Origin of the sequence: Janibacter cremeus (assembly GCF_029395675.1) — a bacterium.
GTDB lineage: Bacteria > Actinomycetota > Actinomycetes > Actinomycetales > Dermatophilaceae > Janibacter > Janibacter cremeus_A.
The window spans coordinates 2,537,274-2,557,685 of record NZ_CP115184.1 but is presented as its reverse complement, the minus strand read 5'-3'; the positions used below and the strand labels follow the sequence as shown (position 1 = coordinate 2,557,685).

General features: G+C 70.2%; 20 protein-coding genes. 16 read left to right on the top strand and 4 right to left on the bottom strand.

The genetic code is table 11. The features are described from left to right. Positions 1–51: 51 nt before the first annotated feature. The 5 genes from rpsR to O9K63_RS12125 all read left to right on the top strand — a co-directional run bounded on the left by rpsR (position 52) and on the right by O9K63_RS12125 (position 2,893). On the top strand, positions 52–288 hold the full coding sequence (gene rpsR / locus O9K63_RS12145; RefSeq protein WP_159298264.1) for a 30S ribosomal protein S18: 237 nt from the start codon (positions 52–54) through the stop codon (positions 286–288). Between the two features lie 30 nt (positions 289–318). Further along, on the top strand, positions 319–765 hold the full coding sequence (gene rplI, locus O9K63_RS12140) for a 50S ribosomal protein L9 (RefSeq protein WP_277238187.1): 447 nt from the start codon (positions 319–321) through the stop codon (positions 763–765). A 179-nt stretch (positions 766–944) separates the two neighbouring features. Then, the gene (locus O9K63_RS12135) at positions 945–1,532 is read left to right on the top strand and encodes a hypothetical protein (protein WP_277238184.1); all 588 of its coding nucleotides are present in this window, start codon (positions 945–947) and stop codon (positions 1,530–1,532) included. Between the two features lie 77 nt (positions 1,533–1,609). Then, entirely contained in the window at positions 1,610–2,137 is a 528-nt protein-coding gene (locus tag O9K63_RS12130; protein WP_277238183.1) for an OmpA family protein, read from the top strand. 111 nt (positions 2,138–2,248) lie between these two features. Next, the gene (locus tag O9K63_RS12125; protein ID WP_277238182.1) at positions 2,249–2,893 is read left to right on the top strand and encodes a hypothetical protein; all 645 of its coding nucleotides are present in this window, start codon (positions 2,249–2,251) and stop codon (positions 2,891–2,893) included. Positions 2,894–2,970: 77 nt separating this feature from the next. Here the strand turns inward: O9K63_RS12125 and O9K63_RS12120 are convergent, their stop codons facing one another. The 3 genes from O9K63_RS12120 to O9K63_RS12110 form a co-directional block, all read right to left on the bottom strand. Continuing rightward, positions 2,971–4,599, bottom strand: coding sequence for an alanine/glycine:cation symporter family protein (locus O9K63_RS12120; RefSeq protein ID WP_277238181.1), 1,629 nt, complete (start codon positions 4,597–4,599; stop codon positions 2,971–2,973). Positions 4,600–4,686: 87 nt separating this feature from the next. Further along, complete coding sequence (locus O9K63_RS12115; RefSeq protein WP_277238180.1) at positions 4,687–6,042, bottom strand: MATE family efflux transporter; 1,356 nt, start codon at positions 6,040–6,042, stop codon at positions 4,687–4,689. 103 nt (positions 6,043–6,145) lie between these two features. Beyond that, on the bottom strand, positions 6,146–6,886 hold the full coding sequence (locus O9K63_RS12110; RefSeq protein ID WP_277238179.1) for a GntR family transcriptional regulator: 741 nt from the start codon (positions 6,884–6,886) through the stop codon (positions 6,146–6,148). A gap of 127 nt (positions 6,887–7,013) precedes the next feature. Between O9K63_RS12110 and O9K63_RS12105 the strand changes: the two genes are divergently transcribed. The 11 genes from O9K63_RS12105 (at position 7,014) to O9K63_RS12055 (ending at position 19,416) form a co-directional block, all read left to right on the top strand. Further along, entirely contained in the window at positions 7,014–8,039 is a 1,026-nt protein-coding gene (locus tag O9K63_RS12105) for a Gfo/Idh/MocA family protein (protein ID WP_277238177.1), read from the top strand. Positions 8,040–8,041: 2 nt separating this feature from the next. Continuing rightward, a complete protein-coding gene (locus tag O9K63_RS12100; protein WP_277238175.1) occupies positions 8,042–8,983 on the top strand; it encodes a TIM barrel protein in 942 nt (313 codons plus the stop codon). Between the two features lies 1 nt (position 8,984). Next, positions 8,985–9,947 (top strand): 5-dehydro-2-deoxygluconokinase, encoded by a 963-nt coding sequence (gene iolC, locus O9K63_RS12095; RefSeq protein ID WP_277238173.1) that lies wholly within the window; start codon positions 8,985–8,987, stop codon positions 9,945–9,947. Continuing rightward, the gene (locus O9K63_RS12090) at positions 9,944–10,852 is read left to right on the top strand and encodes a Cgl0159 family (beta/alpha)8-fold protein (RefSeq protein ID WP_277238170.1); all 909 of its coding nucleotides are present in this window, start codon (positions 9,944–9,946) and stop codon (positions 10,850–10,852) included. The genes iolC and O9K63_RS12090 overlap by 4 nt, the downstream gene beginning before the upstream one ends. After that, a complete protein-coding gene (gene iolB, locus O9K63_RS12085) occupies positions 10,849–11,829 on the top strand; it encodes a 5-deoxy-glucuronate isomerase (RefSeq protein ID WP_277238168.1) in 981 nt (326 codons plus the stop codon). Before O9K63_RS12090 ends, iolB begins: the two co-directional genes overlap by 4 nt. Before the next feature lie 8 nt (positions 11,830–11,837). After that, positions 11,838–13,820, top strand: a complete 1,983-nt coding sequence (gene iolD / locus O9K63_RS12080) for a 3D-(3,5/4)-trihydroxycyclohexane-1,2-dione acylhydrolase (decyclizing) (RefSeq protein WP_277242319.1) — start codon at positions 11,838–11,840, stop codon at positions 13,818–13,820. Between the two features lie 76 nt (positions 13,821–13,896). Continuing rightward, positions 13,897–14,865: a substrate-binding domain-containing protein gene (locus O9K63_RS12075; protein WP_277238166.1), complete on the top strand. Its 969-nt coding sequence runs from the start codon at positions 13,897–13,899 to the stop codon at positions 14,863–14,865. A 6-nt stretch (positions 14,866–14,871) separates the two neighbouring features. Further along, positions 14,872–15,909, top strand: coding sequence for an ABC transporter permease (locus O9K63_RS12070; protein ID WP_277238164.1), 1,038 nt, complete (start codon positions 14,872–14,874; stop codon positions 15,907–15,909). Further along, positions 15,909–16,805, top strand: coding sequence for an ATP-binding cassette domain-containing protein (locus O9K63_RS12065; protein ID WP_277238162.1), 897 nt, complete (start codon positions 15,909–15,911; stop codon positions 16,803–16,805). Before O9K63_RS12070 ends, O9K63_RS12065 begins: the two co-directional genes overlap by 1 nt. Further along, positions 16,802–17,875 carry a Gfo/Idh/MocA family protein gene (locus O9K63_RS12060; RefSeq protein ID WP_277238160.1) on the top strand — a complete coding sequence of 358 codons (1,074 nt, stop codon included), beginning with the start codon at positions 16,802–16,804 and terminating at the stop codon, positions 17,873–17,875. Before O9K63_RS12065 ends, O9K63_RS12060 begins: the two co-directional genes overlap by 4 nt. Positions 17,876–17,919: 44 nt before the next feature. Further along, positions 17,920–19,416 carry a CoA-acylating methylmalonate-semialdehyde dehydrogenase gene (locus O9K63_RS12055; RefSeq protein ID WP_277238158.1) on the top strand — a complete coding sequence of 499 codons (1,497 nt, stop codon included), beginning with the start codon at positions 17,920–17,922 and terminating at the stop codon, positions 19,414–19,416. An 84-nt stretch (positions 19,417–19,500) separates the two neighbouring features. Here O9K63_RS12055 and O9K63_RS12050 read toward each other — a convergent pair whose 3' ends face one another. Continuing rightward, the gene (locus O9K63_RS12050) at positions 19,501–20,346 is read right to left on the bottom strand and encodes an IS5 family transposase (RefSeq protein ID WP_277242318.1); all 846 of its coding nucleotides are present in this window, start codon (positions 20,344–20,346) and stop codon (positions 19,501–19,503) included. Between the last annotated feature and the right edge of the window lie 66 nt (positions 20,347–20,412).

Sequence of the window (20,412 nt, the reverse complement as noted above, 5' to 3'; positions counted from 1 at the left end):
CATCCCGAGGACCAACCTCGGGCTCTCGTGAACACGAAGGAGAGCACCACGATGGCCAAGCCCGTTGTGCGCAAGCCCAAGAAGAAGGCCAACCCGCTGAAGGCGGCGAAGGTCGAGAACATCGACTACAAGGACGCGAACCTGCTGCGCAAGTTCGTCTCCGACCGCGGCAAGATCCGCGCCCGCCGCGTCACCGGCGTCTCCGTCCAGGAGCAGCGCCGCATCGCGACCGCTGTGAAGAACGCCCGGGAGATGGCGCTGCTGCCCTACTCCTCGTCCAACCGCTGATCCCGCGGCCGAGAAGAAACAGGAGCAGACATGAAGGTCATCCTCACCCACGAGGTGTCCGGCCTCGGTACCCCCGGTGACGTCGTCGACGTCAAGCCGGGCTACGCCCGCAACTTCCTCTACCGCCGTGGCCTGGCCACGCAGTGGACGAAGGGGGCGCAGAAGCAGGTCGACGCCATCGCCGCCGGTCGCGCAGCGCGCGCCGTGAAGTCCCTCGAGGAGGCGCAGTCCATCAAGGGCAACCTCGAGGCCCAGCAGGTCACGGTCACCGCCCACGCGGGCGAGTCGGGCCGTCTCTTCGGTGCCGTCACCAGCCGTGAGGTCGCCGAGGCGATCCGGGCCGGTGGTGGCCCGGAGATCGACCGTCGCACGATCGAGATCCCGACGCCGATCAAGAACGTCGGCCCTGCCGAGGCCTTTGTCCGCCTGCACCCCGAGGTGCAGGCAAAGGTCGCCCTGGACGTCGTCGCCGGCTGACGACGCACCACCCGAAGGCGTTGTCCTGAGGTGCGAGGCACGAGCCTCGAAGGGGGGTGACCGCCCGTCGTGGCGGTCACCCCCCTTCGTCGTCCCCGTATGGATCGCGCGCGGCCGCGGGTCCGATGGGTTAGCCTCTCAGCGGTTCATCAGGGAACGACAAAGGGGACATCATCATCATGCGCACACGCGTCGTCGCGCTCGCCGCAGCCACCGCCGCCGCACTGAGCGGCTGCTCGATGCTCGATCAGGCATCCGACTCGTCCGACTCGAACTCGCAGTCCACGGGGTCGGGCGACGGAGCCGAGTCGTCGGGGCCCGAGGGGGACCCCGAGGAGAACGGCGCCAAGGCCGCCAACATCGACACGGAGAACCCGCCGGAGGCGATTGCCTCGGTGACGTTGGACCGGCTCAACCACGACACGGTGGAGGAGACGAAGGTCGAGCTCGTCGAGCTGCGCAAGGACACCAACGTCATGCTCGCGACCTTCCGCCTCACCGGCGAGGGACGTGGCACCGAGTCGACGTCGGCCTTCGACCTGCTCGGCAACAACTCCTTCAGGCCGGTCTTCGTCGACATGGAGAACATGGAGAAGTACCGCAACGTGACTGACCTCACGAGCAGCGACATCGGTGTCGAGGCACCCCTGGGGCAGCCGGTCTACATGTTCACCGCCTTCCCGCTCCCGCGCGAGGGCGTGGAGACGATGGATCTGCAGATCGTGTCGGCCCGCGCGGAGATCGTCGACGTCCCGATGCCGAAGTGATCCCTGTGGACCGCCCCACGCCCAGGAGCCGTCTGCACCGGTCTCTCGCCTCCATCGCTGTCGCACTCCCTCTTGCAGTGCTGGGCGCGAGCGCGACCGCGGCCGGCGACGAGCCGTTGACGATCGACAGCCTGCCCGCCGTCTCCGACTCCGCGATCGCCGACCAGCGCGTCAGCATCGACGTCCCGGAGCTCACCGCCATCACGGTGCCCGACATCGAGACCTTCGAGCCGGAGGTCGAGCAGTCCGGCGACGAGACCGTCGTCAGCCTCCAGACGGATGTGCTCTTCCGCTTCGGTGAGGCCACGCTGACCTCGTCCGCCAAGGACGCGGTCGCCGCCGCCGTGGCCGAGCTGCCCGACGACGCCGAGGTCGAGGTCGTCGGGCACACCGACTCGATCGGCTCGGACGCGGACAACCAGAAGCTGTCGACGCAGCGAGCCCGCTCCGTTGCAGAGGTCATCGAGACCGAGCGCGACGACCTCTCGCTCGACGTGAGCGGGAGGGGGGAGTCCGACCCGGTGGAGCCCAACGAGCGCGGCGGCGAGGACAACCCGCAGGGGCGGGAGAAGAACCGCCGCGTCGAGCTGCGCTACGCCAGCTGACACTCCCTGGGGACGTGCGCACAGGGACACACCTCCCTGGGGAGGTGCGCAAGGGGGCAGTTGCCGCCCCCCGGGCTGCGCACGGACACGGGTAGGCGGCAGGATGCAGGCATGACCACTTCCTCGGATCCACGCGACCGGTGCCGTGAGCTGCGGGAGGAGTTCTGGCGTGGTGTCGGCGAGCCCGGCGAGAGCCGCGGTTCCCTCAGCGATGCCGACGAGCCGTCCCTGTGGCCCGACGGCGTCTCCTCGTACCGCCGGGTGAACACCGCCCATGCCGGGGTCGTGACGACCGACGGGTTGAGCAACCCGGGGGCGACGGGCGAACCCGCACTCGGGCTCGAGCTGTACGTCGAGAGCATCGAGCTCACCGAGACCGACCCCGTGGTCGGCCGGTGGCTGGTCGCCGCACTCGAGGAGTGTGCCGGCGCCGTCGCCGGAGCGGCGGCGACCGTGACGGACGCACTGGCCGAGCACGAGCTGCTCTCGCTCGAGGTGAGTGGAGAGGATGCTCCGTCCGACTGGGTCTCGGACGGTCGCCTCGGGGTGATCCTCGGGATCCGGCTGCCCGGACGCTCCACCGGCTACGAGGTCGACGGGGTGAGGGTGGACGCCCTGTCGGTGACCCCCCTTCGCCCCGATGAGCTGGCGGTGATCACCGACGAGGGACCGCAGGGCCGGCAGCGGGTCGCCGATGCGCTCGTCTCCTCCGGCTGGTACTCCTACGCCGACGCCGAGCGGCCCTCCGTGCTCTGAGCGGTCCGCCGCAGGCCACGACGCGGAAGGGGCCCGGGAGTCGTGACTCCCGGGCCCCTTCGCGCGTCAGCGCCGGTTCACTCCTCCGTGTGGTGGCGCTGCTCGGTGCCCTTCATCTTGGGCAGCTCACCGGTGTTGCCGTGCTCGGCACGGATCTCGGCGAGGTGCGCGTCGTCCTCGGCGCCGAGCTCGTAGAGACGACCGGACTTGCGGTCGGCGATGTACTCCTTCATGTCCTGACGGATCTCCGGGAGGAGGATGTACAGGGCGGCGAGGTTGATGAAGCCGCAGATGAAGAGGAACGAGTCGGTGATCGTCAGCACCTGGCTGAAGGTCAGGACCGTACCGATGACGGTGAAGGTGCAGAAGATGAACCGGTAGATGTTCAGCGACGTCTTCGTGTGGCCGAAGAAGAACTCCCAGGCCTTCTCGCCGTAGTAGCTCCAGGTGATCAGGGTCGAGAACGCGAAGAGCGCGACGGCCACCGCCAGCACGATCGGGAACCAGGGCAGGAAGGTCTCGAAGGCGTCGGAGGTGAGGGTGACGCCGTTGGGCACGCCCTCGCCCGCGATGACCTGGTCGACGCCGTCCCGGAAGGACGGGGCGTCGGCGATGATGATCGTCAGGGCGGTCATCGTGCAGACGATCACGGTGTCGATGAAGGGCTCGAGCAGGGCGACGAAGCCCTCCGAGGTGGGACGCCGGGTCTTGACCGGGGAGTGCGCGATGGGCGCGGAACCCAGACCCGCCTCGTTGGAGAAGGCGGCACGCTGGAAACCGACGATCAGGACACCGACGAGACCACCGAGACCGGCCTCCGGGGTGAAGGCACCCTCGATGATCGCGCCGATGGCGGAGCCGACCTGCCCGACGTTGGCGAGGATGACGAAGAGGCACGCGACGACGTACATGATGCCCATGAAGGGCACCAGCTTGCTCGTGACACGGGCGATGGACTTGATCCCACCGAGGATGACCGCGGCGATGAGGCCGGCGAGGACGAGACCGAAGATCAGTGCGGCTCCGTCCGAGCCGAGGAAGCCGTCGCTGCCGCCGGTGACGTCCCGGGCCTGGACGAAGGTCTGGTTGGCCTGGAACATGTTGCCGCCGCCGACGCCGAAGCCGAAGATGGCGATGGCGAAGGCGCCGGTGAGGATCATCGCCGGGATCTTGCCGAAGATCCGGCCGAAGGCGATCGGGAGGTACTTGAACGGCCCGCCGGAGAAGGTGCCGTCGGCGTTCTGGTGCCGGTACTTCACGCCCATGCTGCACTCGGCGAACTTCGTCGCCATGCCCAGCAGACCGCAGACGATCATCCAGAAGGTGGCGCCGGCGCCACCGAGGGCCATCGCGGCGCCGACACCGGCGATGTTGCCGAGGCCGACGGTGCCGGAGAGGGCGGACGAGAGTGCTTGGAAGTGGGTGATCTCGCCGGGGTCGTCGGGGTGGGAGAACTTGCCTCGCACGACCTCGATCGCGAGCTTGAACGAACGGAACTGCACGAAACCAAGGAAGATGGTGATGATCGTGGCCGCGGCCACGAGCCAGATCACGACGATGGGGATCGAGATCCCGGCGATGGGGAAGGCGTAGAAGACCCACCCGGAGATCCAAACGGCGAAGGGCTCGAAGAAGCTGTTGATCGAGTCCTCGATGGACTTCAGTGGTCCGGACTCAGCGGTCGGTATGAGGAGTGGTGACACCATAAGGAGTCACCCAACACCCGACAGGCCTCCGTGATGCCCGTCACGGTTCCGCCTTTACTGAACCGTGACCTTTGGTGCGCTCAGCGGTCACCCCCGTCGCGGGCGCTCGGCCCCGAGCACGGCCCAGGCGTCCCCCCGGATGCGCCAGGCCATGCACGCGCCCCGCAGCAGCATGAAGACCGTGAACGCGGCCCAGAGCACGACGACCGAGACCACGTCACCGTGCCCGTCACCGAGGGAGCGCGCCAGGGCGACGACCGGCACGTAGGCGATCAGCACGAGCGTCATCGAGCCGGCCAGCCAGGGGCCGTCACCGGCGCCGATGAGGACCCCGTCGATGACGAAGACGTACCCCGAGAGGGGCTGGGCGAGGGCGATGACGACGAGACCACCGGCGATCGCCGCCTGTACCTGCGGGTCCTGGGTGAACATGTGCGGGATGGCCCGGTGCAGCAGGAGGATGACCACGCCGAGGCCCACCCCGCCCCACACTCCCCACCGGACCATGAGCGTCGTTGCCTCCCGCGCCCCGTCGGCGTCGCCGCCGCCGAGGGAGGCCCCGGTGAGCGCCTGGCCGGCGATGGCCAGCGCGTCGAGGGCGAAGGTCAGCAGGGACCAGATCGTCGTCGTCACCTGGTAGGCGGCGAGCGGGACGTCGCCGAAGCCCGCGGCCACGTAGACGGTGAGCAGGATGATCGCCCGCAGGGCCAGGGTGCGCACGAGCAGCGGAGCGCCGTCCAGGGCGGCGGAGACGACCCGACCGATGTGCGGGCGAAGGGAGGCGCCCACCCCCCGACCCCGGTGCAGGACGACGGCCAGGAGCGCGAGGGCCATGCCCCACTGGGCGATGACCGTGCCCCACGCGGCCCCGGCGATGCCCATGTCCAGGCCGAGGACGAGCAGCGCCGAGAGCGCGGCATTGCCGCCGAAGCCGAAGACCGAGACCACCAGCGGCGTGCGGGTGTCCATCAGGCCGCGCAGGATGCCGGTCGCGGAGAGGACGAGGAGCATCCCGGGCAGCCCGAGGGCGCTGACCTGCAGGTAGGTCACCGCCTGGTCGAGCGCCTCGGGGGAGGAACCGAAGACCCCTGCGATCGGCCGGGCGGCCGACCCGACGACGAGGGCCGCCACCACGCCCAGGCCACCGGCCAGCCACACCCCTCCCGTGCCGACCTCGATCGCGCCCCGTGGCGAGCCGGCACCGACCTGGCGGGCGACGACGCTGGTCGTGCCGTAGGCGAGGAAGACGAAGACCCCGGCCGCGGTGAGCAGGACGGAGCTCGCGGTGCCCAGCCCGGCGAGGGGGACGACCCCGAGCCGACCGACGACCGCGGCATCGACCATGAGGAAGAGCGGCTCGGCCACCAGGGCGAGGAAGGCGGGTACGGCCAGGGCCAGGACCTCGCGCGGCCCGGCTCGCCTCGGCTGTGGCTGGGCGGTCATGTCCCGAACCCTACGAACCGTCACCACGAGAGTCGCAGGAGCCTAAGCAGTTGCGAAGGGAGGGGGCTGGTAGTGCAGGAGCCCAGGCAGTTGCGAATCGTGCTCAGCGCTCGTCGAGCATCAGGTCGATGGTGTAGTCCTCGGCGCGGTAGGCGTGGTCGCCGAACTCGATGGCGTCGCCCGCGGCGTCGAAGGCCATGCGCGTCATCGTCAGGACGGGCTGACCGTTGCCGAGGTCGAGCTCGCGGCGCTCCGTGGCGGTGGGCATCCGGGCACCGATGGACTGCTGGGCGACCACTGGCTTCACCCCGCGCCGGCGCAGCAGTGCGTAGAGGCCCTGCTCCTCCAGGTCCGCCCTGGTGATGTCCGACTGGGCCGGTGGCAGCCAGTTGTGCATGATCGCCAGCGGGAGGTCCCCGGCAAGGCGCACCCGCACGATCGAGATCATCTCCGTCCCCGGCTCGAGGTCGAGTGCGGCCGCCGCCCGCTCGTCCGTGGAGGGCCCCATCTCCACGACACGCGTGCGCGGCTCGCGGCCCTCGGCCTCGAGGTCGTCGAAGAGGGAGGAGAGCCTGGCCTTGCGGTGCACCTTGCGGTTGGCGACGGTGGTCCCGAGGCCGCGGCGTCGCACGAGGAGACCCTGGTCGACCATCTCCTGGATCGCGCGGCGCACGGTCGGCCGGGAGAGTCCCAGCCGCCGGGCGAGGGCGACCTCGTTCTCGAAGGGGTCGCCCGGCTCCAGCCGACCGTCGTCGACCGCGGCGGTGAGCTGCTCCGAGAGCTGGTGGTACAGCGGCACGGGCGACTCGCGGTCGATGAGGACGTCGAGCTGCACAGCGGGCATGGCGCGAGCATAGCGGAGGGTGTCTGACAGGCAGACGTACATATGTCCTGACAAACTGTTGACATGGTCTCCCGAGGTGCGCAAGAGTGATGCGCACCACGCCTCGACCACGCGAAGGAGCGCCCGGATGCGCATCGGACTGACCGGCCTCGGCCGGATCGGCGCGTTCCACGCCGACACCCTGCTCGGCCTGCCGGCCGTCGACACGCTCGTGGTCACCGACGCCCGCCCGGAGACGGCACGCGCGGTGGCCGAGCGGCTGCGCGCCGAGCACCCCGGCAGTGAGGTGCAGGTCGTCGACACCCCGGAGGAGCTCGTCGCCGCAGGCCTGGACGGGCTCGTCGTCGCGACCGCCACGGCCGGCCACGCCGAGTGGATCCGTCGCGGCCTCACGGCCGGGATCCCGACCTTCTGCGAGAAGCCCGTCGCCGGTACCCTCGAGGAGACGATCGAGCTGGCCGGCCTCGAGGCCGACAGCAGCACCCCGGTGCACGTCGGCCACCAGCGTCGCTTCGACGCCGGCTTCCGCCGGGCGCGCGAGGCGGTCGCGTCGGGTGAGTTCGGTTTCGTGCACACCATCCGGGCCAACACCCACGACCAGGACCCGCCCCCGGCCGAGTTCATCGCGACCTCCGGCGGGATCTTCCGCGACTGCGGTGTCCACGACTTCGACGCGATCCGCTTCGTCACCGGACGCGAGGTCGTCTCCGTGTACGCCACCGGCTCCAACAAGGGCGCCGACTACTTCAGCGAGGCCGGCGACGTCGACACCGGCGCCGCCGTCCTCACGCTCGACGACGACACCCTCGTGCTCATGTCGACCACCCGCTACAACGGCGGCGGGCACGACGTGCGCATGGAGGTCATGGGGGAGAAGGGCACCGTCGCGGTCGGCCTCGACCACTCCCTGGCCATGACCAGTGCCGAGCCGGGCACCGACTTCCCCCGCGGCCCGCAGAAGTGGTCCTTCATGGAGCGCTTCCTGCCCGCCTACCAGGCGGAGCTGACCGCCTTCTTCGACGTGGCCGCGGGTCGGGCCGAGAGCCCCTGCACCATCGCCGACGCCCTCGAGGCGTTCCGCACCGCCGAGGCGTGCGAGCTCTCCCGTGCCGAGGGCCGCGCCGTTACCCTCTCCGAGATCAAGGGACTGTGACCATGACCGAGACCGCCATCCCGCCGCTGACCGAGCGCATCGCCGCCGCGCCCATCTCCTGGGGCGTGTGCGAGGTGCCCGGCTGGGGCTGGCAGCACCAACCGCCGACCGTCCTCAGCGAGATGCGTGAGCTGGGCATCGCCGCGACCGAGTTCGGTCCCGACGGCTTCCTGCCCGACTCGCCGCAGGGCAAGGCGGACACGCTCGCCCAGTACGGTCTCGCGGCCGTGGGCCAGTTCGTGCCGGTCGTGCTCCACGACCCCGCCTCCGACCCCCTTCCCACCGTCGAGGCCGCGATGGCCGGGCTCGTCGCCGCGCACGCCTCGACCGTCGTCATCGCCGCGGCCACCGGCGCCGAGGGCTACGACGACCGCCCCGAGCTCGACGAGGCGGGCTGGTCCACACTCCTGGCCAACCTCGACCGCATCGACGAGGCCGCGGCCCGGCTCGGGCTCACGGCCACCCTCCACCCGCACGTGGGCACGATGGTCGAGACGGGGGAGGAGACCGACCGGGTACTCGCCGGCTCACGCATCGGGCTCTGCCTCGACACCGGTCACCTCCTCATCGGCGGCGGTGACCCCGTCCGGGTCGCCGTCGAGCACCCGGACCGCATCGCCCACATGCACCTCAAGGACGTCGACCTGGCCTGGGCGCGCAAGGTCCAGGACGGGTCCGCCGCCTACACCGACGCCGTCGCCTCGGGGATGTACGTCGCGCTCGGCGAGGGTGACGTGGACATCGCGGCCATCGTGGCCTCGCTCGAGGGAGCGGGCTACACGGGGTGGTACGTCCTCGAGCAGGACACCATCCTCGCCGGCGACCCGGCGGACCCCACCACGACGAAGGGGGCCGGTGACCCCGTCGCGGACGTGCGCACCTCCATCGCCCACCTGACGACGATCGCCGAGTCCCTGCCCGGCTCCGACGGGTCGGGTGCCTGAGATGGTCGACCTCGTCGCGATGGGCCGGACCGGGGTGGACATCTACCCGCTCGACCACGGTGTCCCGCTGGAGGAGGTGCGCACCTTCGAGAAGTTCCTCGGTGGGTCGGCCACCAATGTGGCGGTCGCCGCCGCCAGGTACGGCCGCAGCGCGACCCTGGTGACCAAGACCGGGGCGGACGCCTTCGGGCGCTACGTGCGGTCCGAGGCCGAGCGGCTCGGGGTCCGGGGTGAGCACATCACCCCCATCGAGGGAGAGGGCCCGCCGACGCCGGTGACCTTCTGCGAGGTGCACCCGCCGGACGACTTCCCGCTGTACTTCTACCGGTACCCGACGGCGCCGGACCTCATGCTCACCGATGCGGACCTGCCGCTGGAGGAGATCCGCTCCGCCCGGGTCTTCTGGACCACGGTGACCGGCCTGTGCCGGGAGCCCTCCCGGTCAGCGCACCACACCGCCTTCGCCGCCCGCGACCGTCGCCCGCACACGGTCCTCGACCTCGACTACCGCCCCATGTTCTGGGCCGACCCGAGCGAGGCCTCCGCCGAGGTCGGCCGGGCCCTGGAGCACGTGACCATCGCGGTGGGCAACTCACAGGAGTGCGAGGTGGCCGTCGGTGAGAGCGACGCGCACCGGGCAGCCGACGCGCTCCTGGAGCGCGGCCTGGAGCTCGCCGTCGTCAAGCAGGGACCCAAGGGCGTGCTGGCGGCCACCGCGGACGAGCGGATCGAGGTCCCCCCGTACTTCGTCGAGGTCGTCAACGGACTCGGCGCGGGCGATGCCTTCGGCGGGGCCCTCGTCCACGGACTCCTCGAGGGCTGGGACCTGCGGCGTCTCGTGGAGTTCGCCAACGTCGCCGGCGCGATCGTCGCCTCCCGCCTCGAGTGCAGCACGGCGATGCCGACTGCCGACGAGGTCGAGGCCGGCCTCGCGGACTGGGCGACGAAGGGGGCGAGGACGTGAGCGCCACGACGGGCGCCCGGCGATCGGTCGACGTCGCCCACCTCACCGCGGTGCGGGCGAGCGATCCGGGTGCCTTCGCCCGTGCCTGGGCGCGGCGCTCGCGACGGTCGCTCCTCGGCGAGGACGGCCGGATGCTGCTCGTCGCCGCCGACCACCCGGCCCGCGGCGCCCTCGGGATCCGTGGCGAGGCGATGGCGATGGGCTCGCGCACGGACCTGCTCGAACGGCTCGCGACCGCGCTCTCCCGCCCGGGCGTCGACGGTGTCCTCGGGACGCCGGACGTGCTCGACGACCTGCTGCTCATGGGAGCCCTCGAGGACAAGGTCGTCATCGGCTCGATGAACCGTGGTGGCCTCCAGGGCGCCGCCTTCGAGCTCGACGACCGCTTCACCGGGTACAGCGCCGCGGAGATCGCCCGCTGCGGCATCGACGGTGGCAAGATGCTCACCCGCATCGCCCTCGACGACCCGGGCAGCGTGGCCACCCTCGAGGCGAGCGGCCACGCGGTCTCCGAGCTCGCCGACCAGGGGATCATGGCCATGGTCGAGCCGTTCTGGTCGCAGCGTCGTGACGGCAAGGTCGTCAACCTCCTCGACCCCGAGAGCACGATCAAGTCGATCGGTGTCGCCTCCGCCCTAGGCACGAGCAGTGCCCACACCTGGCTCAAGCTGCCGGTCGTCGACGACCTCGAGCGGGTCATGGACGCCACGACGCTGCCGACCCTGCTGCTCGGCGGCGACCCCACGGGCGACCCCCGCGACACCTACGCCGCATGGGGCCGCTCCCTCACCATCCCGCAGGTCCGCGGCCTCGTCGTCGGTCGCGCCCTGCTCTACCCGCCGGACGGCGACGTCGCCGCCGCCGTCGACATCGCCGCAGACCTCGTCCACGGAGGTGCCCAGTGAGCCACGCACCCCGCACCGGTGCCGACAACGACCGCTGGTTCCACCCCTTCGCCGCGAAGGGGGAGGGCTGGGTCGTCGAGATCACCGACGCCGTCGACGGATGGCAGTACACCTCCCTCCGCGTGGCCGAGCTGGCGCCCGGAGCCTCCGTCGGCCATGTCCTCACCGGCGAGGAGGGCATCGTCGTGCCCCTCACCGGCGGTGCCGTCGTCGAGACCGTGCGCGAGCGCGGCCGGTCACGGACCGTGCTGACCGGGCGCACGAGCGTCTTCGCCGGGCCGAGCGACACGCTCTACGTGCCGGCCGGCACCGAGCTGACCCTGACCAACGACGGGGACCGTCCCGTCCGGATCGCACTGTGCGGTGCGCGGGTCCAGGACGGTACCGGCGGTGACCGCCACGTCATCCACGTCCCCGTCGCCGACGTCCCCGTCGAGCTGCGCGGTGCAGGCACGTGCAGCCGCGAGGTGCGCGGCTTCGGGATGCCCGGCACGCTCCCCGAGGCGGAGCAGATCCTCGCCTGCGAGGTCATCACCCCCGCCGGTGGCTGGAGCTCCTACCCGCCGCACAAGCACGACACCGACCGTCCCGGGGAGGAGAGCCGGCTCGAGGAGATCTACTACTTCGAGACGCAGGCCGTCGGCGACGCCGAGGCGGGACGTCCGCCGCTGACCCGCGGCGCCGAGCGCGATGACGGTCTCGAGCCCGTCGGCTACCAGCAGGTGTACGGCGCCGGGGGGCGCGACATCGACGTGCTCGTGGAGGTCGCGACGGGGGACACGGTCCTCGTCCCCCACGGGTGGCACGGGCCGGCCATGGCCGCCCCCGACGCCGACCTGTACTACCTGAACGTCATGGCCGGGCCCGGCCCCGAGCGGGTCTGGCTCATCTGCGACGACCCGGCCCACGGGGCGATCCGTGCGACCTGGACCGGCCAGGACATCAACGACCGACTGCCCATGGGAGGCGTGCAGTGACCACCGCGATGACCGCGCAGAGCCCCTCGTCACCTCCGACCGTCCGCCTCACCGTCGGCCAGGCCGTCGTGCGCTTCCTCGCCAACCAGTTCAGCGAGCGCGACGGCGAGCGGCAGCCCCTCTTCGCCGGGTGCCTGGGCATCTTCGGCCACGGCAACGTCGCGGGCATCGGGCAGGCGCTGCTCCAGGCGGAGCTCAGCGTGGACGAACAAGCCGACGGCCCCGATCACATGCCTTACGTCCTCGCCCGCAACGAGCAGGCGATGGTGCACACCGCCGTCGCCTACGCCAAGCAGCGCGACCGCCTGCAGACGTGGGCGTGCACCGCCTCCGTCGGCCCCGGCAGCACCAACATGCTCACCGGCGCCGCCCTCGCGACGATCAACCGACTTCCCGTCCTGCTGCTGCCCAGCTCGGTCTTCGCCACCCGTGCCGCCGGCCCGCTGCTGCAGGAGCTCGAGACCCCGCACGCCGGTGACCTGACCGTCAACGACGCCTTCCGCCCGCTCTCGCGCTTCTACGACGAGGTACGCCGGCCGGAGCAGCTGCCGAGCATCCTGCTGTCCGCGATGCGGGTGCTCACCGACCCGGCCGAGACGGGGGCGGTGACCATCTCCCTTCCCCAGGACGTGCAGGCCGAGGCCCACGACTGGCCCGTCGAGCTCTTCGCCGAGCGCACCCACCACGTCGCCCGTCCTCCGGCCGAGCCCTCCCGGATCGCTGCCGCCGCCGAGACCATCCGGTCCGCGCAGCGCCCGATGGTCGTCGCCGGGGGCGGCGTGCACTACTCCGGTGCGGAGGAGGCGCTCGAGGAGTTCTGCGCCGCGACCGGCATCCCCGTCGGCGAGACCCAGGCGGGCAAGGGATCGCTGCTGCACGGCAATCCCCGCCTCCTCGGCGCCGTCGGGTCCACCGGCACCACGGCGGCCAACATGGTTGCGGCGCAGGCGGACGTCGTCATCGGCGTCGGCACCCGCTACCAGGACTTCACCACCGCCTCCCGCACGGCCTTCGCCGCCGAGGGCGTGCGCTTCGTCAACCTCAACATCGGGTCCTTCGACGCGGTCAAGCACTCCGGCCTGACCGTGGTCGGCGACGCGCGCGAGTCGCTCACCGCGCTGACCGCGGCCCTCGACGGCTGGTCCGTCGCGGAGGACTACCGCGACGAGCAGGAGCGGCTGTGGCAGGAGTGGGACGCACAGGTCGAGGCGAGCCACCTCCCTTCGCCCGAGGTCACCGACGCGCTCGCCGACGGGCTGCTCACCCAGGGCACCGTGCTCGGCCTGGTCAACGAGCTGAGCGACCCGCGCGACGTCGTCCTCTGTGCCGCCGGCTCGATGCCGGGTGACCTGCACAAGACGTGGCGGGTGCGCGACCGCCGGGCCTACCACGTCGAGTACGGCTACTCCTGCATGGGCTACGAGGTCCCTGCATCCCTCGGCATCCGCTGGGCCGACCCGACCCGGGACGTCTTCGCGATGGTCGGCGACGGCGGGTACCTGATGATGCCGACCGAGCTCGTCACCGCCGTGCAGGAGCGCACCAAGGTCATCGTCGTCCTCGTGCAGAACCACGGGTTCCACTCGATCGGCTCGCTGTCGGAGTCGCTCGGGTCGCAGCGCTTCGGCACCGCCTACCGGGCCCGGGACGCCGCGACCGGCCGGCTCGAGGGCGAGCGACTGCCCGTGGACCTGGCGGCCAACGCCCGGTCGCTCGGGTGCCGGGTCATCGAGGTCCACGACCGCGAGGGCCTCGCCGCAGCCATCACGGAGGCGAAGGGTGCGCCGGCCGACGGCGGGCCCGTCGTCATCCACGTCGAGACCGACCCCCACGTCTTCGCGCCGGACTCCGCCTCGTGGTGGGACGTCCCGGTCAGCGAGGTCAGCGAGCTGGAGAGCACCCAGGAGGCCCACGTCGACTACACCCGGCACAAGGCAGAGCAACGTACGCACCTGACCCCCACCGACCCGTCGAGCAGCACGCACAACTGAAACCCGGATGCCCACCAGGGCACCGATCCCCTCGACCACCGCACCGTCGCGGTGGGTAAGAGAAAGGCAGATCCCCATGTCACGTTTCTCCCGCGTCAGCGTCGTCGCGACCTCCTCGGTGGCGGCACTCACCCTGGCCGCCTGCTCCTCCTCGGGCGGCAAGCAGCCCGCCGAGGAAGGAGGAGGCGGCGGCGGGGCCGACACCGAGCAGATGACCGTCGCCCTCATCACCCACGCCGCTCCGGGCGACACCTTCTGGGACCAGGTCCGGGCAGGTGCCGAGGCCGCCGCCAAGAAGGACAACGTCGAGCTGCAGTACACCGCCGACCCGGAGGGCGGCAACCAGGCCCGACTCGTGCAGCAGGCCGTGGACAAGAAGGTCGACGGCATCGCCGTGACCCTCGCGAAGCCCGGTGCCATGCAGGGCAACGTCTCCAAGGCCGTCGAGGCCGACATCCCGGTCGTCGCGCTCAACGCCGGCCTGGACGAGTGGAAGGACATGGGCGTGCAGTCCTACTTCGGCCAGGACGAGAAGATCGCCGGTCAGGCCGCCGGTGATCGGCTGAAGGAGGACGGCGCGGGCAAGACGCTCTGCGTCATCCAGGAGCAGGGCCACGTCGGCCTCGAGGACCGCTGTGCGGGCGTGAAGGAGACCTTCCCGAAGTCGGAGAAGATCTACGTCAAGGGCACCGACTCCTCCAACGTCGTGTCCACTCTCACCGCGAAGCTGCAGGAGGACGACAGCATCACCCACGTGCTCACCCTGGGCGCTCCCTACGCGATGCTCGCCCTGCAGTCCGCCGAGCAGGCCGGCAGTGACGCGCAGGTCGTCACCTTCGACCTCAACGACGAGGCGATGCAGGCGATCAAGGACGGCGACATCGGTTGGGCGGTCGACCAGCAGCCCTGGCTGCAGGGCTACCTCGCCGTCGACTCGCTGTGGCTGGACGTCAACGAGGGCATCACGATGGGTGGCGGCGAGCCGGTCCTCACCGGTCCCGCCTTCGTCGACAAGAGCAACGTCGACGCGCTCATGGAGAAGTGATCACCGATGACTGCTGCACAGGCGACCACGGGCGCCGATGACAGGGTCGCGAAGCGGAGCAGCCTCAACCTCCTCTTCGCCCGACCCGAGGTCGGCGCGCTCATCGGAGCGATCGTCGTGGCGATCCTCTTCATCGCGGTGGCACCCTCCTTCCGCAGCGTGGGCAACATCGGCACGATCCTCTACGCGGCCGCGGCCATCGGGGTGATGGCCGTCGGGGTCTCCCTGCTCATGGTGGGCGGAGAGTTCGACCTGTCCACCGGCGTGGCCGCGACCGCGTCGGGGATCACGGCGGCACTGACGGCGTGGAACTTCGGGCTCAACGTCTGGGTCGGGGTGGTGGCCGCCCTGGTCTTCTCCCTGCTCGTCGGAGCCTTCAACGGATGGCTGCTCATGCGCACGGGGTTACCCAGCTTCCTCGTCACGCTCGGGACGTTCTTCATCCTCCAGGGCGCCAACCTGGCGGTGACCCGTCTCGTGGGTGGCACGGTGTCGACCCCGCCGATCTCGGACATGGCCGGCTTCGCCTCGGCGGAGAAGGTCTTCGCGTGGCAGGTGTCGATCGGCTCGGTGAACATCAGGGCACTCGTCGTCTACTGGCTGCTGCTGGTCCTCGCCGGGGCACTCGTGCTGCAGAAGACCCGGATCGGCAACTGGATCTTCGCCGTCGGTGGCGACGCCGCGGCCGCCCGAGCCGTCGGTGTCCCGGTCAAGGCCGTCAAGATCGGGCTCTTCGTCTTCGTCGGGTTCTGCGCCTGGGTGCTGGGCATGCACCTGCTCTTCACCTTCAACGTCATGCAGTCGGCGGAGGGAGTCGGCAACGAGTTCATCTACATCATCGCCGCGGTCGTCGGGGGCTGTCTGCTCACCGGTGGCTTCGGCTCGGTCATCGGTGCCGCCCTCGGTGCGCTGATCTTCGGGATGACCCAGATGGGCATCAACTACGCCGGCTGGAACGTCGACTGGTTCTACACCTTCCTCGGCGTGATGCTCCTGCTGGCCACCCTGGTCAACATGTACGTGAAGAAGAAGGCGGATGGATGATGAGCACCGCAACCGAGACCGTCTCCGAGGCGCCCAAGGCAGCACCGCTGGTGCAGATGGAGGACGTCGGCAAGTCCTACGGGAACGTCCACGCCCTGCGCGGGGTCAACCTCGAGGTCTACCCCGGTGAGGTGACCTGCGTGCTCGGCGACAACGGCGCCGGCAAGTCGACGCTGATCAAGATCATCGCCGGGCTGCACGAGCACACCTCCGGCACCTTCACCGTCAACGGCATCCAGCGGAACCTGTCGTCGCCCCGCGCGGCCCAGTCCCTGGGCATCGCGACGGTGTACCAGGACCTCGCCCTGGCGCCGCTGATGTCGGTGTGGCGCAACTTCTTCATGGGCAACGAGGTCCGCAAGGGTCCCTTCCTCGACTCGGCGAAGATGAAGAAGATCGCCGAGGGCGAGCTGACGAAGATGGGGATCTACATCGGCGACCTCGACCGGCCGGTCGGCGGGCTCTCCGGCGGCCAGAAGCAGTGCATCGCCATCGCGCGGGCCATCTACTTCGGCGCGAAGGTGATCATCCTCGACGAGCCGACCGCAGCGCTGGGCGTCAAGCAGTCGGGCGTCGTCCTGAAGTACATCGCCAAGGCCCGTGACGCCGGCCTGGGCGTCGTCTTCATCACCCACAACCCGCACCACGCCTACCTCGTGGGCAACCGCTTCATCGTCCTCAAGCTGGGTCGCCTCACGTTGGACAATCACCGGGAGGAGATCTCGCTCGGTGAGCTGACGGCGGAGATGGCCGGTGGGCAGGAGCTCGCGGAGATCGAGCACGAGCTCGGCAGCACCGAGCCCGGCAAGACGGTCGACCCGGACCACCCGGAGACCGAGCTGGCCGGCCCGGGCAAGCCCAGGGTCCACGACGACGGGGCGAAGGGAGAGGTGTGACCCTCCCTTCGTCCGCCACCTCGGCCGCCCCCGCACCCGCTGCACCGCTGCGGGTCGGGGTGGTCGGCGTCGGTGTCATGGGCGCCGACCACGCCCGGAGGCTGGCGGGGAGGATCGCGAATGCGACCCTCGCGGCGATCGCCGATCCCGACCGCGAGCGGGCGGAGGAGCTGGCCGCAGAGCTGGGCGGGGTGCGTGTCCACGCCGACCCGCTCGAGCTCATCGGCGACGACGGTGTCGACGCGGTGCTGCTGGCCTCTCCCGGGTCCGTGCACACCGAGCAGCTGCTCGCGTGCATCGAGCGCGGGACGCCGGTGCTGTGCGAGAAGCCGCTGACCATGGACAGCGAGTCCTCGCTGCAGGTGATCGAGGCGGAGCGGGCGGCCGGTCGCCCGCTGATCCAGGTCGGGTTCATGCGGCGCTTCGACCCGGAGTACATGCGGCTGAAACAGCTGCTCGACTCGGGACGCTGGGGCCGCACGCTGCTGCTGCACCAGGTCCACCGCAACCGGAGCGTGCCGAACCCGCACTTCCGCTCGGAGATGATCGTGCGCGACAGCCTCGTCCACGAGGTCGACTGCGCCCGATTCCTGCTCGGTGAGGAGATCGCCTCGGTGCAGGTGATCGCGCCGACGCCGACCCGCCATGCGCTCGAGGGCGTGGTCGACCCCCAGGTCTCGATCTTCCGGATGGCCTCCGGGGCGGTCGTGACCAACGAGGTCTTCGTCAACAGCCGCACCGGCTACGAGGTGCGTTGCGAGGCGGTCGCCGAGACCGGCAGCGCGATCATCGGCCGGCCGTCCTCGGGGATCTACACCACCGATGTCGGCCCCGACGGCGGCGAGGGCACCTGGGGTGGCGGGATCGACCCCGACTACCGCACGCGCTTCGAGCGGGCCTACGACATCGAGGTCCAGGCCTGGGTCGATGCCTCCCGGCGGGGCGAGCTCGTGGGTCCCACGAGCTGGGACGGGTACGCCTCGACCGTCGTGTGCACCGCGGGCATGGAGTCACTGGCCACCGGAGCACCCGTCGACGTGGTCCTCCCGGCGCCTGTCGTCCGCACCTGACTATTGATAGTATGTCCTTACAAAGCCGCGTCCAAGGAGCAGACATGACCACCCCCACCCGCATCACCCACCTCGTCGGGCACTCGTCCTGGGATGGGGAGGCCGAGCGCACGAGCGAGGTCTTCAACCCGGCGACCGGCGAGGTCACCGGCACCCTCGACCTCGCGAGCAAGGCGGTCGTCGACGACGTCGTGGCCAAGGCGAACGCGGCGGCCCGGGAGTGGGGCAACACCTCCCTCGCCAAGCGGGTGCGGATCCTCTTCGCCTTCCGCCAGCTGCTCGAGGAGCGCAAGGGTGAGATCGCGAAGGTCATCACCGCCGAGCACGGCAAGACCTACGACGACGCGGTCGCCGAGGTCTCGCGCGGCCAGGAGGTCGTCGAGTTCGCCTGCGGCATCCCGCACCTGGCCAAGGGCGGCTTCTCGGAGAACGTCTCGACGAACATCGATGCGTACTCCATCCTGCAGCCGCTCGGGGTCGTCGGGGTCATCTCTCCCTTCAACTTCCCGGCGATGGTGCCGCTGTGGTTCGTCCCCGTGGCCGTCGCGACGGGTAATGCCGTCGTCATCAAGCCCAGCGAGAAGGACCCGACCGCGGTCAACCTCATCGCGGACCTGTGGCGCGAGGCCGGCCTGCCCGACGGGGTCATGAACGTCGTGCACGGCGACAAGGAGGCCGTCGACGCACTGCTCGACAACACCGACGTCAAGGCGATCTCCTTCGTCGGGTCGACGCCGATCGCGCGGTACGTCTACGAGCGCGGTGTCGCCGCCGGGAAGCGCGTCCAGGCTCTCGGTGGGGCCAAGAACCACATGCTCGTCCTACCCGACGCCGACCTCGACCTCGCGGCCGACGCCGCGGTCTCGGCGGGATACGGCGCGGCGGGTGAGCGGTGCATGGCGATCTCCGTCGTGCTGGCGACAGAGACGATCGCCGACGAGCTCGTGGCCAAGATCGCCGAGCGCACGCACACCCTGCGCACCGGCGACGGGATGGGTGACTCCGACATGGGCCCGCTCGTCACGGGCGCCCACCTGGAGAAGGTCACCGGCTACGTCGAGGCCGGAGTCACCTCCGGTGCGGAGCTGGTCATCGACGGGCGCGAGGGCGCCGGTGACCTCGGCTCGGGGTTCTTCCTCAAGCCGACGCTCTTCGACAAGGTCACCTCGGACATGTCGATCTACACCGACGAGATCTTCGGCCCGGTGCTCTGCGTCGTCCGGGTCCCGTCCTACGACGAGGGCCTGACGCTGATCAACGACAACCCGTACGGCAACGGCACGACGATCTTCACCAACGACGGCGGTGCCGCGCGGCGCTTCCAGCACGAGGTGCAGGTGGGGATGGTCGGCATCAACGTCCCGATCCCGACGCCGATGTCGTACTACTCCTTCGGCGGGTGGAAGAACTCGCTCTTCGGCGACACCCACGCCCACGGCATCGAGGGCGTGCACTTCTTCACCCGCACGAAGGCGGTCACCCAGCGCTGGCTCGACCCGAGCCACGGCGGGCTCGACCTGGGCTTCCCGCAGAACGACTGATCGCCCCTCCCTTCGCAACTGCTTAGGCTCCTGCGAAGACCCGGCCCCCTCCCTTCGCAACTGCTTAGAGGTCCCGCCAGTAGGTCATGGTCGCTTGTCCGGTCGTTTGTCCCAGCGGTGGGTGGTCCAGGCTTGGCGCAGGAGTCGGCGGACGATGATCGCGGCGTTGGCCAGGGCGATGAATGCGGTGATGACGTGGGTGCGGCGTTCGGTGCAGATGGCCAGCTTCTTGAAGCCGCGGTTGTGCCAGGAGTTGGTGCGCTCAACGACCCAGCGGGCGCCGGCCTGCAGGGGGAAGCCCTTGGCGCTGATCACGGGCGTGCAGCCCAGTTCCTCCAGCAGCTCTCGGGTGATGGCGCTGTCGTAGCCGGCGTCCAGGTGCACCGTGATCTGCTCGGGCAGCCCGACCCCGAAGCGGATCTCGAACCTGCCCAGCTGTTCCAGCGTGGGCCGCAGGAAGGGTGAGTCGTTGCGGTTGGCCGGGGCGACCATGCAGCCGATCGGGATCCCGGCCCCATCGGTCATCACCGACCGCTTGGTGCCTTGTTTGCCGCGGTCTACCGGGGATCTTCCTGCGGCGTGGCCACCGCAGGGAGCTTTGACGATGCACCCGTCGACGGTGATGTCTGCCAGGTCCAGGCCCACGATCCGGTCGTAGGCTTCCAAACAGATCTGCTCCAGCCGCTGAAAGAGCCCGGCGTGGATCCACGCATCGCGACGTCGGCGGATCGTCGTGGCCGAACAGGCCGAGTCCGCGATCCGTTCGTAGGCAGCACCCAGCACGAGGCTCTGCACGAGCTTGTCGAAGACGACCCGGTCATCGATACGGGGGTTGTGACATCCCAGCGGGTGGGTGTCGACGTGGTCGGGGATCAGCGCGGCGAACTGGTCCCACAGGGGTTCGATGACAGAAGATGGCAGGGCAGGCACAAGCACCTCGGAACGGAAGACGGCGTTAGACACCTCTTCCTGTACCGGTGCTTGTGCCTGCCCTAC

Bases quoted from the DNA above. Each gene is read 5' to 3' on its own strand.
- O9K63_RS12135 (WP_277238184.1), top strand. From the start codon at position 945: ATGCGCACACGCGTCGTCGCGCTCGCCGCAGCCACCGCCGCCGCACTG.
- O9K63_RS12075 (WP_277238166.1), top strand. From the start codon at position 13,897: ATGTCACGTTTCTCCCGCGTCAGCGTCGTCGCGACCTCCTCGGTGGCG.
- iolC (WP_277238173.1), top strand. From the start codon at position 8,985: ATGGTCGACCTCGTCGCGATGGGCCGGACCGGGGTGGACATCTACCCG.
- rpsR (WP_159298264.1), top strand. From the start codon at position 52: ATGGCCAAGCCCGTTGTGCGCAAGCCCAAGAAGAAGGCCAACCCGCTG.
- iolD (WP_277242319.1), top strand. From the start codon at position 11,838: ATGACCGCGCAGAGCCCCTCGTCACCTCCGACCGTCCGCCTCACCGTC.
- rplI (WP_277238187.1), top strand. From the start codon at position 319: ATGAAGGTCATCCTCACCCACGAGGTGTCCGGCCTCGGTACCCCCGGT.
- O9K63_RS12115 (WP_277238180.1), bottom strand. From the start codon at position 6,042: ATGACCGCCCAGCCACAGCCGAGGCGAGCCGGGCCGCGCGAGGTCCTG.
- O9K63_RS12070 (WP_277238164.1), top strand. From the start codon at position 14,872: ATGACTGCTGCACAGGCGACCACGGGCGCCGATGACAGGGTCGCGAAG.
- O9K63_RS12065 (WP_277238162.1), top strand. From the start codon at position 15,909: ATGAGCACCGCAACCGAGACCGTCTCCGAGGCGCCCAAGGCAGCACCG.
- O9K63_RS12110 (WP_277238179.1), bottom strand. From the start codon at position 6,886: ATGCCCGCTGTGCAGCTCGACGTCCTCATCGACCGCGAGTCGCCCGTG.
- O9K63_RS12125 (WP_277238182.1), top strand. From the start codon at position 2,249: ATGACCACTTCCTCGGATCCACGCGACCGGTGCCGTGAGCTGCGGGAG.
- O9K63_RS12105 (WP_277238177.1), top strand. From the start codon at position 7,014: ATGCGCATCGGACTGACCGGCCTCGGCCGGATCGGCGCGTTCCACGCC.
- O9K63_RS12100 (WP_277238175.1), top strand. From the start codon at position 8,042: ATGACCGAGACCGCCATCCCGCCGCTGACCGAGCGCATCGCCGCCGCG.
- O9K63_RS12055 (WP_277238158.1), top strand. From the start codon at position 17,920: ATGACCACCCCCACCCGCATCACCCACCTCGTCGGGCACTCGTCCTGG.
- O9K63_RS12120 (WP_277238181.1), bottom strand. From the start codon at position 4,599: ATGGTGTCACCACTCCTCATACCGACCGCTGAGTCCGGACCACTGAAG.